The sequence below is a fragment of the Streptomyces sp. NPDC058469 genome, from assembly GCF_042721125.1.
Lineage (GTDB): Bacteria > Actinomycetota > Actinomycetes > Streptomycetales > Streptomycetaceae > Streptomyces.
Map to the genome: position 1 here is coordinate 1 of NZ_JBHXME010000014.1, position 14,955 is coordinate 14,955.

Sequence of the window (14,955 nt, forward strand, 5' to 3'; positions counted from 1 at the left end):
CCAGCCGAAGGTCCGCTTGAGGAGTTCCCAGGGGGCACGGGCGATGCGTCTCATGGCTCTCTTCCTCAGCCGGCCGGCTCGGGGGTGATCGGGGTGCCGTCGGAGAACCGGTTGCCGCGCCAGACGTTGCCCCGACCGCCGGTGTTCCAGGCGGTGACGGCTCCGTAGACGCCGCAATTGCGGTGGTACCGGCGGGAGAAGACGTTGTTCGTGACCTTGATCCCGGTGGCGCCGGCTCCGCCCCCGTAGAGGGCGTACGCGCCGCCGGCCAGCAGGTTGCCGTCGACGACGGTGTGGGAGACGGGGCCGGTGTCGGCGAACAGGCCGACAGCCGCGGAGGCTCCCTTGCCGACGGGGGTGGCGTTGAGCAGGGTGTTGTGACGGATGATCAGCTCGCCGGTGTTGCTGCCGCCGCTGATCACCGCGTCGGTGTGCTGCCACTCGCCGCCGGCGTTGCGGAAGGGGACGAGGTCGTGGACGTAGTTGTCGTGGAGATGACCCCGGCCCATGGAGAGGGCGTTGCCGAAGACGGAGACGTCGCTCCAGCCGACCTCGACGGAGCTCGCGCTCATGTTGGAGACCGCGTAGTCCTCGCCGCCGTTGTCCGGGCCCTTGCCGGGGACGGCGGTGATGGTGGAGTGCAGGACACGGAGTCCGCTGTGGCCGGGGCGCAGGTTGATCCCCCACCAGTTGGTGGAGGTGATCCTGCTGTCGATGACCGTCACGTCGTCCGCGTAGACGTCGAGCGAGCCGGTGATGTCCCAGCCCCTGATGACGGTCCCGTCGGTCTTGACGCTGAGGTTCCCGGTGGAGTGCGGTGTGAGCGCGACGCGGGGGCCGGTGGTGCCGGCGTCGGGGAAACCGGACTCCCCGGGCGCCGCGGTGCCGGCCCGAGCCGTGCTGCCGGTGCCGGGGGAGGGCGAGGCCGCGGGGGAGGGGGCGGTGGATCCGGAGCAGGCGGTGGCCAGCGCGAGCGTCAGGACGGCGAGCAGGAGGCGGAGCCTCGTCATACGGTCTCCGCGGTCCGGGAGCCCAACAGGTAGCGGCGGCCGGGCAGTACGCACACCACGTAGCAGGCCAGCGCGGCCGTGCCGACGGCGAGGAGCACGAGGGTGCCGTCACCGAGAAGGCGCTTCGCGACGAGGATCACCAGCGCCATCACCGCTCCTCCGAACAGAGGCCAGGCGCAGGCCCTGGCGATGGGGGCCAGGCCGATCCCGGCCCGGCCGAGGGCGTAGAGGAAGACGGGTACGACGAGACCGACGGCGACCAGGACGTGCGCCTGGGAGACCCCGACGATGCCGTGCAGGCGGGCGCCGGCGATCAGGACGGGGACGAGCGCGACGAGCCACAGGCCCTGGACGAGGATGAGGTTGCGGCGCTGCCCGGTGGCGACGAGACAGTCGTAGGCGAGTTCGCAGCCGATGCGGACCAGGCCGAGGGCCATCAGCCAGGGCAGGGCCTTGGCGGCGGGCAACCACTCGTCGCCGTAGACGAGTTGGACCACCGGACCCGCCAGGCCGGCGAGCAGGACGCACAGGGGGACCGTGCCCGTGACCAGGACGCCCAGGGCGCGGCTGAAGCCCTGGGCGAGGGCCTGCGGGGAGTCGGCGAGGCGGGAGAAGCCGGCGAAGGAGACGCGGCGGGCCGCCTCGGAGATGATGCGCACCGGCCAGCCGGACATGTTGAACGCCAGGACGTAGAACCCGAGCGAGACCTGGCCGAGGGTCGAACCGACGACCATGGTGTCCACGTTGACGACGGCGAGGGCGAGAAGGCTCGCGCCCGCGAGCGGGAGCCCGAACTTCAGCAGCGCACGCGCCTGTTCGCGGTCCCAGCCGAACCGCAGGGTGCCGGGGGCGGCCAGGGCGCAGCCGGCGAGGGCGGCGATGTTGCCCGCGACCGCACCCCAGGCGAAGCTCATCGCGCCCCAGCCGGCGAAGGCCAGCACCAGGGTCACGGAGGTGCTGAGGACGAAGTTGAGCGCGTCGATGATCATCCGTTTGCCCTGGGCGAACTCCCGGGTGAGGAAACCCGCGGGCACCTGGGCGACGCCGTCGATCACCAGGCACAGGCACATCACGCGCAGGACGCCGGAGGCCGAGGGCGAGCCGAGCAGGCCGGCCACCGTCGGTGCCGAGACGAAGATCGCCGCGTACAGCAGACCGCTGGACAGGGTGCCCAGGGTCAGCACGGTCGGCGCGAAGCGGCGGGGGTCGCCGTCCCAGCGGACGATGGCCAGGCCGACGCCCAGTTCGTTCGCGGAGAGCAGGACCAGCAGCACCGTCTGGGCGATGCCGTAGACGCCCCACTCGGCCGGTCCGAGGGCGAAGCGCGCCAGCAGGATGCCGGTGGCGAAATTGCCGAGGCGCATCACCACGGTGTTGATCAGGCTCCAGCGGGCCGCCGAACGGACCTTCCGGCCGAAGGAGTCGGGCGCGGGAGCGGAGGGGTCGCTCGCTTCAGCGGTCCCGCTGTCCGGTGTGCGAACGCTGTCCATGAGTCGACTCCTCGTCGAGCGGCTCGGCGGCGGGCGCCACGGTCATGACGGATCTGCCGGTCCCCGGCTCCGCCGCGGACCTGTTCTCGGTGGACCGGGACCAGGCCGGCGGCGGCCGCAGGGCCATCGTCTGGTCCACCAGCGACTCCGCGGCCGTCGGCTCGGGGGCGGTGACCGGCTGCGCGGGTTCCTCCGTCCGCACCGGTGGGCGTGACCGGCGGCGCGCCTCCGCGTAGAAGGTGGCGATCAGGCTCAGCACCAGGCCCAACCCCCCGGCCATGACCAGGTATTCGAGCCTGGTCTTGGTCTGCGCCACCGGGTTCTGCGGGGGCACGATGGTCGTCATCTGGATCATGGCCTTCGGGACGACGGACTGCTGCTGCTGGAACTGCGTCAGCCGCTCCTTGGCGTACGCGGTGAGGATCTTGTCCGAGGACAGGACGGCGGCCTTGTCCGTGCCGGTCACGGTGAGCCACACCAGCGGCCCCTGCGCGTTGTCGGCGAGCTTGGCCTCGAACGTGCCCGTGGCGCCACGGGACTTGAGGTCCCGGATCGAGCCGTCGGAGTTGAGGTTGCGGGCCAGGCTGTCGGCCATGCCGGTGAGCGAGGTCTGGGTGCTGAGGAAGGGGTTGCCGTCGTAAGCCACGGTGGCCTTCTGGGAGTTCAGGAGAACCACCGTGCTCTGCGACTGGTAGGTGACCGGGACCGTCAGCCGCACGGCGACCATCAGGCCGACGGTCAGCAGCAGTCCGGGCAGCAGGACGTACCAGCGCCTGCGCATGACCCGGAAGATCTCAGCGAGATCCATGGAGGTCCCCCCTTACGGCCAGACGTTCGACGAGCGTATGTGGCAAGCGGATCATATGGGGAACGTTCGGTCCTTGGGTCGGGGCTGGTCGGTGGGTCTGGGCCGGGTGCTCGCGGTGCCTCCCGCCAGCAGCACGTCGGCGATGCGGTCGCTCGCGCGGCCGTCCCACAGGTCGGGCCTGCGCGGGGCGGGCGGGGCGTCCAGCACCCGGTGCACGGTGGACACGATGCGCGCCGGATCCCGGCCGGCCAGCACGTTGGTGCCCTGCTCGACCGTGATGGGCCGCTCGGTGTTGTCCCGCAGCGTCACGCACGGCACGCCCAGCGCGGTGGTCTCCTCCTGGATGCCGCCCGAGTCCGTGAGCACGACACGGGCCGAGTCCTGCAGGGCGATGAAGTCCAAGTACCCCGTGGGCGGCACCAGTCGGATCCCCCCGGGAACCCCGATCTCGGCCAGTCGCCCGGCCGCGCGCGGGTGCACCGGCAGCACCAGCGGGCAGCGGCCGGCGATCTCGCCCAGAGCTTTGAGCAGCCCGGTGAGGACCTCGGGGTCGTCCACGTTGGCGGGGCGATGCAGGGTGACCAGGCCGAACTCGCCCTTTTTCAGGCCGTATCGACTGAGGATGTCCGAGGCTCTGGCCCGCTCCAGGTTGGCCAGCAGGGTGTCGATCATGACGTTGCCGACGAGGTGGATCTGGTCGTCCCGGTATCCCTCCGCGCGCAGGTTTTCGGCGGCGTCGGGGGAGGGGGCCAGGAGGTAGTCGCTGACGCGGTCGGTGGCGACGCGGTTGACCTCCTCCGGCATGCTCCAGTCGCGGCTGCGCAGACCGGCCTCGACGTGGGCCAGCAGCGGTCCGGCCTTGGCCGTCACCAGGGCGCAGGCCAGGGTGGAGTTGATGTCGCCGACCACCACGACGAGGTCAGGGGCCACCTCGTCGAGGAGTGGCTCGAACGCGGTCATCACCCGGCCGGTCTGTTCGGCGTGACTGCCGGAGCCGACCCCGAGGAAGCGGTCGGGCGGACGGATGCCGAGGTCGGCGAAGAACACGTCGTTCATGGCCGGGTCGTAGTGCTGGCCGGTGTGCACGAGGACCACCTCGGCGCCCCGGCGTTCCAGGGCGTCCATCACCGGTTTGATCTTCATGTAGTTGGGGCGCGCCCCGGCGACGCAGATGATGCGCGGCATGGTTCAGAGCACCTCGATCGTGGGGCCGGACGCCAGCCGTCGCCGGCAGTCGAGGACGAAGGGGGCGTGTTCGGTGATGAGTTCGTAGTCGAAGCTGTCGTGGTCGGTGAGCAGCACCACCACGTCGGCGGCGGCCAGCTCCTCCGGCCCGGGTTCGACCCGCGCCAGCCGGGTGTCCACCGGCAGGCTCTCGACGACGTGCGGGTCCGCCGCCCTGACCTGGGCCCCCATGTCGAGCAGCAGTTGGGAGATGCGCAGCGCGGGCGACTCGCGGGCGTCGCCGGTGTTCTTCTTGTACGCCAGGCCGAGCAGCAGGATGCGCGAACCGTTCACGGATCTTCGTCTCTCGTTGAACAGGTCCGTGATACGGCGCGTCACGTACTCGGGCATGTGGTTGTTGATGTCGTTGGCCAGCTCCACGAAGCGGAAGCTCTGGCCGAGTTCGCGCTGCACCCGCCAGGACAGGTACGAGGGGTCGATCGGCAGGCAGTGGCCGCCGACGCCCGGTCCGGGGGTGAACTTCATGAAGCCGAAGGGCTTGGAGGAGGCGGCGTCGATGGCCTGCCAGACGTCGATGTCCAGGTGGTGGGCGAACATCGCGATCTCGTTGACCAGGGCGATGTTCACATGCCGGAAGGTGTTCTCCAGGAGCTTGGCGAGCTCGGCCTCCTTCGGCGAGTTCACCGGCACGGTGGTGTCGACGAGTTGGCCGTAGAAGTCCTGAACCGCCTTGAGAGAGGCCTCGTTGACGCCGGACACGACCTTCGGGGTCTCCTTGAAGCCCCAGACGGCGTTGCCGGGGTCGATCCGCTCCGGGCTGTAGCCGAGGTGGAAGTCCGTGCCCGCGGTGAGGCCCGAACCCTCCTCCAGGATCGGGGCGAACAGCTCCTGGGTGGTGCCGGGATAGGTGGTCGACTCCAGGACGACGGTGGCCCCGGGGCGCAGATAGCGGGCGAGGGTGACCGCCGACTCCCTGATGTAGCGCAGATCGGGGGTGCCCTCGTGCAGCGGGGTCGGCACGGTCACCACGGCGATGTCGAAACCGCCGCAGTCGCGTGCCGATTCGCTCGGCCGGTAGGCGCCGCGGTCCAGCGCCGTGCGGATCCGCTCGGAGGAGACGTCCTCGACGAAGGACTCACCGGCGGCCAGGGTCTTGATCCGCCGGGCGTCGACGTCGTAGCCGATCACCTCGTGTCCGACCTCGGCGGCGCGGATGGCCAGCGGCAGGCCGACGTATCCCTGTCCGACCACGACGACACGCATCAACGGCTCCTGTTCGCGGGCGGGATCGACGGGGTGGGGCGGACGAACTCGCGCGCCGTCATGAGGAGGAAGGCGGCGTTGGTGGTGAGATAGCGCCGGCCCAGGCGGCGCGGTTCCTGCAGCGCGCGGTAGAGCCACTCGACTCCCCAGCGCTGCCAGGACTTCGGGGCCCGCTTGGTGACGCCGGCCAGGATGTCGAAGGAACCGCCGACCCCGTGCACGACGCGGGCGCCGGTGCGGGCGCCGTGGGCGGCGGTGAAGATCTCCTTCTTCGGCGAGGTCATGCCGAGGAACAGCATGTGGGCGCCGCTCAGCGCGATGGCGTCCGCGATGGACTCCTGCTGGGAGTCGTCGAAGTAGCCGTTCCGGCTGCCCGCCACCTTCAGGCCGGGGAAGCGGTCGGCGACCCGGCGCAGCATCTGTTCCAGCACCTCCTGCCTGGCGCCGAGGAAGTACACGGGGATGCCCGTCGACTCGGCTTCGGTCAGCAGCCGCAGGAACAGGTCGATACCGGCGACCCGTTCCGGCAGCGGAGCACGCAGGATCCGGCCGGCCCAGACCACGGCCTGGCCGTCGGCGAGGACGAGATCGCAGCCGGCCACGGCATCGGCGAGCCGCTGGTCCCGCCGCATGTTCACCAGCTTCGCGGCGTTGACCACCCCGATCTCCAACTGCCGCCCGTCCCGCACCGCTTCGAGGCAGCGCTGCACGGTCTCGTCCATGGTCAGCGGGTCCAGCTCGACCCCGAACAGAGTCTGACGCTCCGTCATATCCGGCCCCCCTGCCAGGCGTGGAGCATCCAGCCGAATTCGTACGGCCGGCATTCGCGGTCCACGGCGACGGGCGGGTACACCCGGTCGAGGGACTTCAGCCGGAGGCCCGGAGCGACCCGGGTGCCGAGCCCCCGGGCGGCGCGTACGGCCTTCTTCGGGTCTCCCCGGTAGACCTTGCGCCAGGTGGCGCCGAGTTCGTCGAGGATCAACGGCTCCCGCTTCTCGGGGCGTACGGCCAGCTCGGGCACGTCCGTCATCCAGCGCAGGCCCTTGCGGACCGCCGCCCCGAAGTCGGAGCCGCCGGCGTCGGTCAGGTCGAACAGGGCGGTCGGGGCCATCGCGTGCTGGTGGACGCTGTAGACCGGGTAGCCCTCCACCGCGCCGCCGGTGCGCGCGTCGTAGTGCCACCACCACTGCCCGCCGTCGCCCTGCAGTGCGCAGATGCGGGCCGCGCAGGCCTCGGACGCGGCCAGCGCCTCGGGGTCGCCGTCCCCGTCGCCGCTCGCGTGGGCGCGGGCCAGGGCCTGGAGCGGGTACGTCTGGTCGGCGAAGCAGCTCACGTGTGCCCGGTACCAGGGCAGCAGGTCGGGTCCGGTGGCGTGCGGGAACAGCGGGCTGTCCCCGATCCGGGCCCGCAGCAGCCGGTCGCGGGCCACGGTGAAACGTCTCTCCACATCGACCGTGTCCCGGGCCGCGGCGAGGGCGGAGAGCACCCACGCCGCCTCCACGGTGTACTGCGGCCGGCCCTCCTCGTCCAGGGTGTCGACCTGTGCGAGGGCGTCGGACAGTTTGGGGTGTCCGGTGTCGGCGGCGGCCCAGGCGATGAGCGCCGCGTCACCGAGGTTGGTCACCGCGGGGAGCGACTCGATCAGCAGGCCCGTGAACTCCTGGGCGGTGCGCCCGCCGAGCGCCGCGCGCTGGCGGTCCTCGGGCAGGAACCGGACCCCCAGCGCGGTGATGGCCGCGTACCGGGTGCTGGTCCCGCGCCGCTCCAGGGCCCAGGAACCGTCGGGTCTCCGCCGGCCGGCCATGGTGAAGGCGAAGGCCTCGCCGCCGGGCAGCAGCATGGACGGAAGCCCCGACTCGGCTACGGCGAGGAGCCGTTGGGCGAGCGCGAGCAGCGGCGGATCCTCATGACCGAGCGCCGCCAGACGTGTGATGGTCATCGTTCGGACACACCAACCCCCCTGTGGGTCCTGTGTTGTGGACAGACTGGTGATCGCCGCGACGTGAACGGTCGTGCGGCGTACGGCAGATGTCACGCGACGGAGCGGATGCCGCTCCTCGCTTCAGGCACAGGTGTCCCCCACCCGGTAACCCCCCCTGGGCACGACTGGTCTGTGCGCTCATTGTGCCTAGTCTGCACAGATCGCACACATGTTATGCCAGTAGATGTTCGATGAATTGCGTTTTGAGGGAGACGGGAGTCATGCGCGCTCGACGAGTTCGCCGTCCTTCTCGTCGTACACCTCATCCGTCTCGGGGCACTTCCAGCCGCCCGGCTCGCCGTCCCGCTCGACCAGCCGGACGCCGGCGCGGCCGACCCAGCCGATCCGGCGCGCGGGAACCCCGGCCACGAGCGCGAAGTCCGGCACGTCCCGGGTCACCACGGCACCCGCCGCGACCAGCGCCCAACGCCCGACGCGCACCGGTGCCACACACACCGAACGGGCCCCCAGCGACGCGCCCTCGGCCACCACCACCGCCACGGGCTCCCAGTCGTCACCGCGCTTCAGCCGGCCCCCCGGGTCCACCGAGCGGGGGAAGTGGTCGTTGGTGAGCACGGCGGCCGGGCCGACGAACACCCCGTCGCCGAGCACCGCCGGTTCGTATACCAGGGCGTAGTTCTGGAGCTTCACGTTGTCGCCGATCCGCACCCCCGGGCCGACGTACGCTCCCCGGCCCAGGATGCATCCGCTGCCGAGCCGGGCGCCCTCCCGTATCTGGGCCAGATCCCAGACCGTCGTCCCGTCGCCGATCGTGGCCGTCTCGTCGACCTGGGCGGTCGGCTGGATCCTGAAGCTCACTGGCCTGAACCTCTCTTCTCGTCGGGCGGAGCCGGAAGCGCCGCCGCGAGCACCGCGTACGCCTCGGCGTCGGCAAGGGCCCTCCGCGCGGCACAGTTGACCACGATCCGGGGCCGGTGCGCATCGACCGCGTCGGCGTCCGTGACGCCGGGACCTGGCCTCGGCGGTTCGGCCGCCGACGCCGCCGACGGACCCCCGAGGTGTACATCCCGGGACGGACACGCGGCCCGGAAATCCGTCGCGAGCCCGATGCCACCCGTCGGCACACCCTGAAGGGTGGCGGTCATGAATGAGCCCGGAAAACTGACGAAACGTCATAGATCCTTCTTTGCACGCAAGTTGGGGTCCGTCGCGGCCGTCCTCTGCCTCACCTCGGGCGCCGTCGCCCTGTTACCCGCGTCCTCCTCCGCCGCGACACTGGCCGAGGGCGGGCACACCGTCCGGATCAGCCGGACCGAGTACGGCGTACCGCACATCCTGGCCCGGGACTTCGACGGCCTCGGATACGGCTACGGGTACGCGTTCGCGCAGGACAACGTGTGTGAACTCGCCGACCACGTGGTGACGTTGAGAGGGGAGCGGTCCCGGTTCTTCGGGCCCGACGGAGAGCCCGGCGAAGGCGCGGTGGACGGCTCCAACCTCGCGAGCGACACGTACTACGCCGGACAGCTGCGCGCGGGCGCCGTCCGCCAACTGCTCGCCCAGAAAGCCCCGTTGGGGCCGACGGCGGAGCTGCGCCGGATGGTCGAGGGATACGCCGCCGGGTACAACCGCTATCTCCGGGACACCGGCGTCGACCACCTGCCGGACCCGAGCTGCAAGGGCAAACCCTGGGTGCGGCCGATCACCGCGCTCGACCTGTGGAATGTCGTTTACGACGTGAACAGAGTGACCGCGACGGTACCGCTGGTCCCGGACATCGGCGACGCGAAGCCTCCGACGACGAGCGCCGACACCAAGGGCACGGCGGCCTCCGGCGCGACGGCCGCGACCCCTGCCGTCCCGGCCCTCGCCTCCGCCGATGTCGGCAGCAACGGCTGGGCCCTCGGCCGCGACGCCACCCGTACCGGCAACGCCATGGTCCTCGCCAACCCGCACCTGCCCTGGGCCGTCGGCTACTTCCGGTTCTACCAGGTGCAGTTGACGATCCCCGGCACGCTGGACGTCTCCGGCGCCGGCCTCTACGGCACCCCGCTGGTCGAGATCGGCCACAACCGCACCCTCGCCTGGACACACACCGCGACCGACGCCCAGCACGCTTCCGTCTACGCGTTGAAGCTCGCACCCGGCGACCCGACCAGCTACGTGCTCGACGGCAGGACCGTGCCGATGGAACGCCGTACGGTGCCGGTCACCGTCCGGGGCGCGAACGGCGTGTTGTCGACCGTCCAACGGACCCTGTACTCCTCGCGCTTCGGCCCCGTCCTGTCCTCCGGCTGGACCACGACCACCGCCTACGCGGTCCGCGACGCCAACGCCGACAACCTGCGCTCCATGAACACCTGGCTGGCCATGGGCAAAGCCCGGAACCTCGGCCAACTCCGCGCCGCCCAGGACACGTTCCAGGGTGTCCCCTGGACCTACACCCTCGCGGCGGACACCAGCGGCGGCACGTACTTCACCGACTCCTCGGCCGTCCCGCACCTCACCGACGAGCAACTCCGGCGCTGCACCCTCCCGGACGACGAGGGGCCGACCGCCCTGGACGGTTCGACGTCGGCCTGCGCCTGGGGGAGTGACCCCGACGCGCTCGTGCCCGGCCTCTACGGACCCTCGCACCAGCCGAGGTCGAGCCGCACCGACTATGTCGCCAACTCCAACAACGGCCCCCAGTACGTCAATCCGGAGGCGCCCGTCACGGGCCTCCCGGGCGTGTACGACACCGATCCCCGACTCGACGAACGGGCCCAGCTCGGACTCGGCATGATCGCCCAACGCCGGGACGGCACGGACGGGTTGGGCGCCCCGGGATTCACCGAGGCCACCCTGCGCGCGTCGATGCTCGGCAACCGCGTCCTGTCGGCGGAGACGGGCCGCGACGACGTGGTCGCCATGTGCCGCGCCCACCCGAGCCTGACGGCCACGGACGGCCGGCAGATCGACGTACGGCAGGCGTGCGCGACTATCGCCCGCTGGGACACCCGCGCCGACACCACCAGCCGGGGCATCGTGCTCTGGAGCACCTTCCATGACCGCCTCGTCGACGACGGCCCGTTCGACACCTGGCACCGCGTCCCCTACGACCCCGCCCAGCCCCTCACCACGCCACGCGGCGTCGACGGCGACGACGTGCGCGTCCAACGCGCCCTGGCCGACGCCGTCCAGGACTTCGCGGCCCGTGACCTCGCGGTCGACGTCGCACTCGGCGCCGTACAGAAGTGGGACGGCATCCCGCTGCCCGGCTGTGACGCGGGCTGTTTCGACGTCGTGGAGGCGGGCCCGGACTCGGGCACCGGCACCCCGACCGCCGGCGCCTTCGGCAGCAGCTTCCTGATGACCGTCGAACTGACCCCCGACGGCCCCCGCGCCCACACCCTCCTCACCTACGGCCAGTCGGCGAACCCGACTTCACCCCACTTCTCGGACCAGACCCGCCTCTTCTCGCGCAAGCAATGGGTCACCGAACGGTTCACCCAGGCGGAGATCTCCGGCGCCCCCGGTCTGGAGGTGACGTCTTTGCGCAGGTGACACGGGTCGACGTAGCGCGGGCCGGTCGTAACTCGGCCGCTCCGGTGTGGGGTTGACTGGTCTATACCCTTGACTGGTACATACCAATACGGTTCAGTGAGTGGCGTCATCCCCCACCACGGCCGCCCCCCACGCCGTGACCGGTCCGACCGGCCCGTGCGCACAAAGGCTCCGCTTCGCCCTGCCCTTGGCGGGGTGCGGCCGTGCTCCACAGAGGAGTTGAACCCTGTGTCGAGACGCCGCATCGCCGCAGTACTGACCGCACTCGTCCTCGGTAGCCTCACGCCCGTGGTCCTACCCGCCGCCGGCGCGTCCGCCGCCTCCTGTTCGAGCTATCCCAACTGGGTGGCCGGCCAGTCGTACGTCACCGGCAACATCGTCCGCTACACCGACGGCAAGGCGTACATCGCCGAGCACGACAACCCGGGCTACGACCCGGTCATCAGCACCTGGTTCTGGGAGCCGTACGCCTGCGACGGCTCCGGCACACCCGTGGGCAACTTCGTGGTGAGCGAGGCCCAGTTCAACCAGATGTTCCCGAGCCGGAACTCCTTCTACTCCTACAGCGGTCTCACCGCCGCCCTGAGCGCCTACCCGGGCTTCGCGAACACCGGCAGCGACACCACGAAGAAGCAGGAGGCCGCCGCCTTCCTCGCCAACGTCAGCCATGAGACGGGCGGGTTGGTGTACATCGTCGAGCAGAACACCGCCAACTACCCGACGTACTGCGACTGGAGCCAGTCGTACGGCTGCCCGGCCGGTCAGGCCGCCTACTACGGGCGTGGTCCGCTGCAGCTCAGCTGGAACTTCAACTACAAGGCGGCCGGGGACGCGTTGGGCATCGACCTGCTGGGCAACCCCTGGCTGGTGCAGAACGACTCGGCGGTGGCCTGGAAGACCGCGCTCTGGTACTGGAACACCCAGAGCGGCCCCGGCAGCATGACCCCGCACAACGCGATGGTCAACGGCGCCGGTTTCGGCCAGACCATCCGCAGCATCAACGGCTCGATCGAGTGCGACGGCAAGAACCCCGCCCAGGTGCAGAGCCGCGTGGACGCCTACCAGCGGTTCACGTCGATCCTCGGGACCACCCCGGGGGCCAACCTCTACTGCTGACAGTGCGGCACGGGCACCGGCCGGACCACTCGAACGGCCGGTGCCCGTCCCACCCCCGCGTTCCAGGGACAGTACGTCCCCGCAGGTCAACCCCTGTGCGAGCGTTCCAGCTTCCCGTAACCCCCGACGGTTCTGGCGGCTGGGACGGATCGCCGCGCAAGCTGCGGTTGTTCGACAGCGAGGCCCACCACGATCCGGTGGCCCGCCTTCCAGCAGCGCACCCAGGGGGAACCCGATCATGTCCGACACCATCTTCCGCCGCCGTACGGCACTCCTCACCGCGACCTTCGCCGCGGCCGCCTCACTCGCACTGACCGCCTGCGGAACCGGCCAGGACGCGGCGGCCAAGCAGACCCCGACCGTCGCCGCCGACAACGGCATCTCCTCGACCGCGACGCCCAAGGCGGACGCCGGGGGCACCAAGACCGACGGGGGCATCAAGGCCGCGGCTTCCGGTGCGGACTCGGCCGTGACCGTCTCGAAGTCGGGCCGCAGCAGCACCACTTCCAAGGGATCCAGCGGGTCCAAGGGAGCCAAGGCGTCCTCCGGCAGCGACACCTGCACCGGCGCCAACACCAAGGTCACCGCGCAGACCGTGACGCGTCCGGTCAACCATCTGCTGCTGACCGTCACCAACACCGGCTCCAAGACCTGCTACCTGTACGGCTACCCGGCCCTGCGCTTCCAGGACGCCCAGGCCGTCCCCCCGGTCGTCGAGGACTCGCAGCCGCAGGCGGTCACCACCCTCAGCCCCGGACAGTCGGGCTACGCGGGCGTCAGCCTCTCCAGCGCCGACGGCAGCGGTTCCGGCGGCTACAAGGCGAAGACCCTCTCGGTGATCTTCCAGAACCGCGCGCTCGACTTCGTGGGCTCGGGCGTCAAGGTCGCGCTGCCCAGCAAGGGCGTCTACATCGACAGCTCGCTGCGCACCACCTACTGGCTGAACGACCCCCAGGACGCCCTCGGCTGGTAGGCCGGACCGCACGGAGAGGACATAGGTGTGTCCAGTACATCGAACAACGTGGACCGGCGGCCCGATCCCGGGGCGCCCGCGCACGAGCACTTCGAGGTGGTGTGGCGCACCTCGTCCGACGGTGCGTGGAGGAGGGCGGGGCTGGTGGCGTGGGAGGTCATCGGCATCGCGGTCGGCCTGCGGTCCGCCGACGAGGTGCAGCCGAGCGGGATCGACATCCGAGAGTGCGACGGTCCGCTCGTCGTCAGGTTCGCCTACGGCGACGACCGCGAACTCGCCCGCCGGCACAGCGCGTTGGTGGAACGCCGGCTCTGGAGCTGCACGGTGGGGGAGTTCCTCGCCTTCCTCCGGGAGACGACTGCCGGCCCGGCGAAGCAACCCGAATCACCGGATTTTCCTCTCTTGGACTGCGCGTAGCCGGGCCGCAGCAGCCACCCCCATGCCCACCTGAACCACTTGAATGACCTGAACCGGTCGAGGAGACATCCCCCCATGTTCGACAGCCCCCTCCCTGGGAGCCGGCGCCTCCGTCGCCGCGTCACGGCGCTCGCCGTGGCCGGTACGGCCCTCGCGCTCGCCGTCCCCGTCTCGGCCACGGCCGTCTCCGGCGCCGACCGTGTCGCCGCTGCCCCTGACCCGGTGTCCTCCTTCGCGTTCACCGCTCAGGAACGCAAGGACGCCCTCGCCTACTGGACCCCGGCCCGGATCAAGGCCGTGGGAAAGTCGGTGGACCTTGGGCCGACCGGGCCGAAGACCAAGACGTGGACCGGTCCACAGCTGAAGACCGTGGGGCGGATGTTCATGGTCAACGCCGGGGGCTCCGACACCTGGTGCACGGCGACCGCGGTGAAGAGCGCCAACCGGTCGGTGGTGATGACCGCGGGGCACTGCGTCCGACGGTCCGCCTCGCCCGTCAACACCAACATGTCGATGGTGTTCGTGCCTGCCTACAGCAAGGGCAAGCAGCCGTACGGCGCCTTCGCGGTCCGTGCCGTCCTGACTCCGCGCGCCTTCGCGGAGGAGGGTACGAACGACGTGGCCGCGCTCGTCGTCGACGCCGACAAGAGCGGTCGTAGGCTCACGGATGTCGTGGGCGGGACGCCGATCGCGTTCAACCGGGCGGTCGGCGGCACGATCTCGTCCTTCGGTTACCCCGCCACCCGTCCGCAGCTCGGCGAGGAACTCCTGCGCTGCGTGGGCACGGAGAAGAAGGAGAACGGCCAGCAGGTGATCCCCTGCGACATGACCGGCGGCTCAAGCGGCGGTCCGTGGCTGGCCGGGTTCAACGAGAGCACCGGGCAGGGCACCCTCGTCTCGGTCAACAGCGCGCTGGACGCCTTCCAGCCGACCAAGATGTACGGCGAGATCCTGGGCGCCACGGCCAGGACGATGTACCGGCGGGCCGAGCGCGGCTGATCTCCGGGCCCTGGACGAGGGCTGCCCCCGCCGACAGGGGCAGCCCTACGCGCATACCGCCAGGGGAGGTGCGGTGACGGATGCCTTGCCATGACAGCCGTGGGGTTGACCAACACTGCCGGCCCCGACACTTCCCGTTCCCCTGGCGGTAGGACCAGCTTGGGGTGCCGGGCGGGTGCGGGGGGCGTGAACTCCCGTAGATCGGT

Annotated in this window: 14 protein-coding genes; 5 read left to right on the forward strand and 9 right to left on the reverse strand. The window is 70.8% G+C overall.

The window, feature by feature from the left end; all coding sequences use genetic code 11:
• Positions 1–65: 65 nt before the first annotated feature.
• The 9 genes from ACFWP5_RS10100 to ACFWP5_RS10140 all read right to left on the reverse strand — a co-directional run bounded on the left by ACFWP5_RS10100 (position 66) and on the right by ACFWP5_RS10140 (position 8,843).
• Positions 66–1,010 carry a hypothetical protein gene (locus ACFWP5_RS10100; RefSeq protein ID WP_384153148.1) on the reverse strand — a complete coding sequence of 315 codons (945 nt, stop codon included), beginning with the start codon at positions 1,008–1,010 and terminating at the stop codon, positions 66–68.
• Complete coding sequence (locus ACFWP5_RS10105) at positions 1,007–2,500, reverse strand: oligosaccharide flippase family protein (RefSeq protein WP_384153151.1); 1,494 nt, start codon at positions 2,498–2,500, stop codon at positions 1,007–1,009. Before ACFWP5_RS10105 ends, ACFWP5_RS10100 begins: the two co-directional genes overlap by 4 nt.
• On the reverse strand, positions 2,463–3,308 hold the full coding sequence (locus ACFWP5_RS10110; protein ID WP_384153154.1) for a chain length determinant protein: 846 nt from the start codon (positions 3,306–3,308) through the stop codon (positions 2,463–2,465). Before ACFWP5_RS10110 ends, ACFWP5_RS10105 begins: the two co-directional genes overlap by 38 nt.
• Before the next feature lie 51 nt (positions 3,309–3,359).
• On the reverse strand, positions 3,360–4,493 hold the full coding sequence (gene wecB, locus ACFWP5_RS10115) for a non-hydrolyzing UDP-N-acetylglucosamine 2-epimerase (RefSeq protein ID WP_384153157.1): 1,134 nt from the start codon (positions 4,491–4,493) through the stop codon (positions 3,360–3,362).
• A gap of 3 nt (positions 4,494–4,496) precedes the next feature.
• Entirely contained in the window at positions 4,497–5,756 is a 1,260-nt protein-coding gene (locus ACFWP5_RS10120) for a nucleotide sugar dehydrogenase (RefSeq protein WP_384153160.1), read from the reverse strand.
• The gene (locus ACFWP5_RS10125) at positions 5,756–6,526 is read right to left on the reverse strand and encodes a WecB/TagA/CpsF family glycosyltransferase (protein ID WP_384153163.1); all 771 of its coding nucleotides are present in this window, start codon (positions 6,524–6,526) and stop codon (positions 5,756–5,758) included. Before ACFWP5_RS10125 ends, ACFWP5_RS10120 begins: the two co-directional genes overlap by 1 nt.
• Positions 6,523–7,695, reverse strand: a complete 1,173-nt coding sequence (locus ACFWP5_RS10130; RefSeq protein ID WP_384153166.1) for a hypothetical protein — start codon at positions 7,693–7,695, stop codon at positions 6,523–6,525. The genes ACFWP5_RS10125 and ACFWP5_RS10130 overlap by 4 nt, the downstream gene beginning before the upstream one ends.
• Positions 7,696–7,956: 261 nt before the next feature.
• Positions 7,957–8,556, reverse strand: coding sequence for an acyltransferase (locus tag ACFWP5_RS10135; RefSeq protein ID WP_384153169.1), 600 nt, complete (start codon positions 8,554–8,556; stop codon positions 7,957–7,959).
• The gene (locus ACFWP5_RS10140; protein ID WP_384153171.1) at positions 8,553–8,843 is read right to left on the reverse strand and encodes a hypothetical protein; all 291 of its coding nucleotides are present in this window, start codon (positions 8,841–8,843) and stop codon (positions 8,553–8,555) included. Before ACFWP5_RS10140 ends, ACFWP5_RS10135 begins: the two co-directional genes overlap by 4 nt.
• Before the next feature lie 52 nt (positions 8,844–8,895).
• Between ACFWP5_RS10140 and ACFWP5_RS10145 the strand changes: the two genes are divergently transcribed.
• From ACFWP5_RS10145 to ACFWP5_RS10165, 5 genes are all read left to right on the forward strand, one after another.
• Entirely contained in the window at positions 8,896–11,244 is a 2,349-nt protein-coding gene (locus tag ACFWP5_RS10145) for a penicillin acylase family protein (protein ID WP_384153174.1), read from the forward strand.
• A 228-nt stretch (positions 11,245–11,472) separates the two neighbouring features.
• The gene (locus tag ACFWP5_RS10150; protein ID WP_384153177.1) at positions 11,473–12,360 is read left to right on the forward strand and encodes a glycoside hydrolase family 19 protein; all 888 of its coding nucleotides are present in this window, start codon (positions 11,473–11,475) and stop codon (positions 12,358–12,360) included.
• A gap of 238 nt (positions 12,361–12,598) precedes the next feature.
• The gene (locus ACFWP5_RS10155) at positions 12,599–13,333 is read left to right on the forward strand and encodes a DUF4232 domain-containing protein (RefSeq protein ID WP_384153180.1); all 735 of its coding nucleotides are present in this window, start codon (positions 12,599–12,601) and stop codon (positions 13,331–13,333) included.
• 27 nt (positions 13,334–13,360) lie between these two features.
• Positions 13,361–13,750 carry a hypothetical protein gene (locus tag ACFWP5_RS10160; RefSeq protein WP_384153183.1) on the forward strand — a complete coding sequence of 130 codons (390 nt, stop codon included), beginning with the start codon at positions 13,361–13,363 and terminating at the stop codon, positions 13,748–13,750.
• A gap of 75 nt (positions 13,751–13,825) precedes the next feature.
• Positions 13,826–14,749, forward strand: coding sequence for a trypsin-like serine peptidase (locus ACFWP5_RS10165; RefSeq protein ID WP_384153186.1), 924 nt, complete (start codon positions 13,826–13,828; stop codon positions 14,747–14,749).
• The last annotated feature ends 206 nt before the right edge of the window (positions 14,750–14,955 follow it).

Bases quoted from the DNA above. Each gene is read 5' to 3' on its own strand.
- ACFWP5_RS10105 (WP_384153151.1), bottom strand. From the start codon at position 2,500: ATGGACAGCGTTCGCACACCGGACAGCGGGACCGCTGAAGCGAGCGAC.
- ACFWP5_RS10140 (WP_384153171.1), bottom strand. From the start codon at position 8,843: ATGACCGCCACCCTTCAGGGTGTGCCGACGGGTGGCATCGGGCTCGCG.
- ACFWP5_RS10125 (WP_384153163.1), bottom strand. From the start codon at position 6,526: ATGACGGAGCGTCAGACTCTGTTCGGGGTCGAGCTGGACCCGCTGACC.
- ACFWP5_RS10155 (WP_384153180.1), top strand. From the start codon at position 12,599: ATGTCCGACACCATCTTCCGCCGCCGTACGGCACTCCTCACCGCGACC.
- ACFWP5_RS10130 (WP_384153166.1), bottom strand. From the start codon at position 7,695: ATGACCATCACACGTCTGGCGGCGCTCGGTCATGAGGATCCGCCGCTG.
- ACFWP5_RS10100 (WP_384153148.1), bottom strand. From the start codon at position 1,010: ATGACGAGGCTCCGCCTCCTGCTCGCCGTCCTGACGCTCGCGCTGGCC.
- ACFWP5_RS10110 (WP_384153154.1), bottom strand. From the start codon at position 3,308: ATGGATCTCGCTGAGATCTTCCGGGTCATGCGCAGGCGCTGGTACGTC.
- ACFWP5_RS10120 (WP_384153160.1), bottom strand. From the start codon at position 5,756: ATGCGTGTCGTCGTGGTCGGACAGGGATACGTCGGCCTGCCGCTGGCC.
- ACFWP5_RS10165 (WP_384153186.1), top strand. From the start codon at position 13,826: ATGTTCGACAGCCCCCTCCCTGGGAGCCGGCGCCTCCGTCGCCGCGTC.
- wecB (WP_384153157.1), bottom strand. From the start codon at position 4,493: ATGCCGCGCATCATCTGCGTCGCCGGGGCGCGCCCCAACTACATGAAG.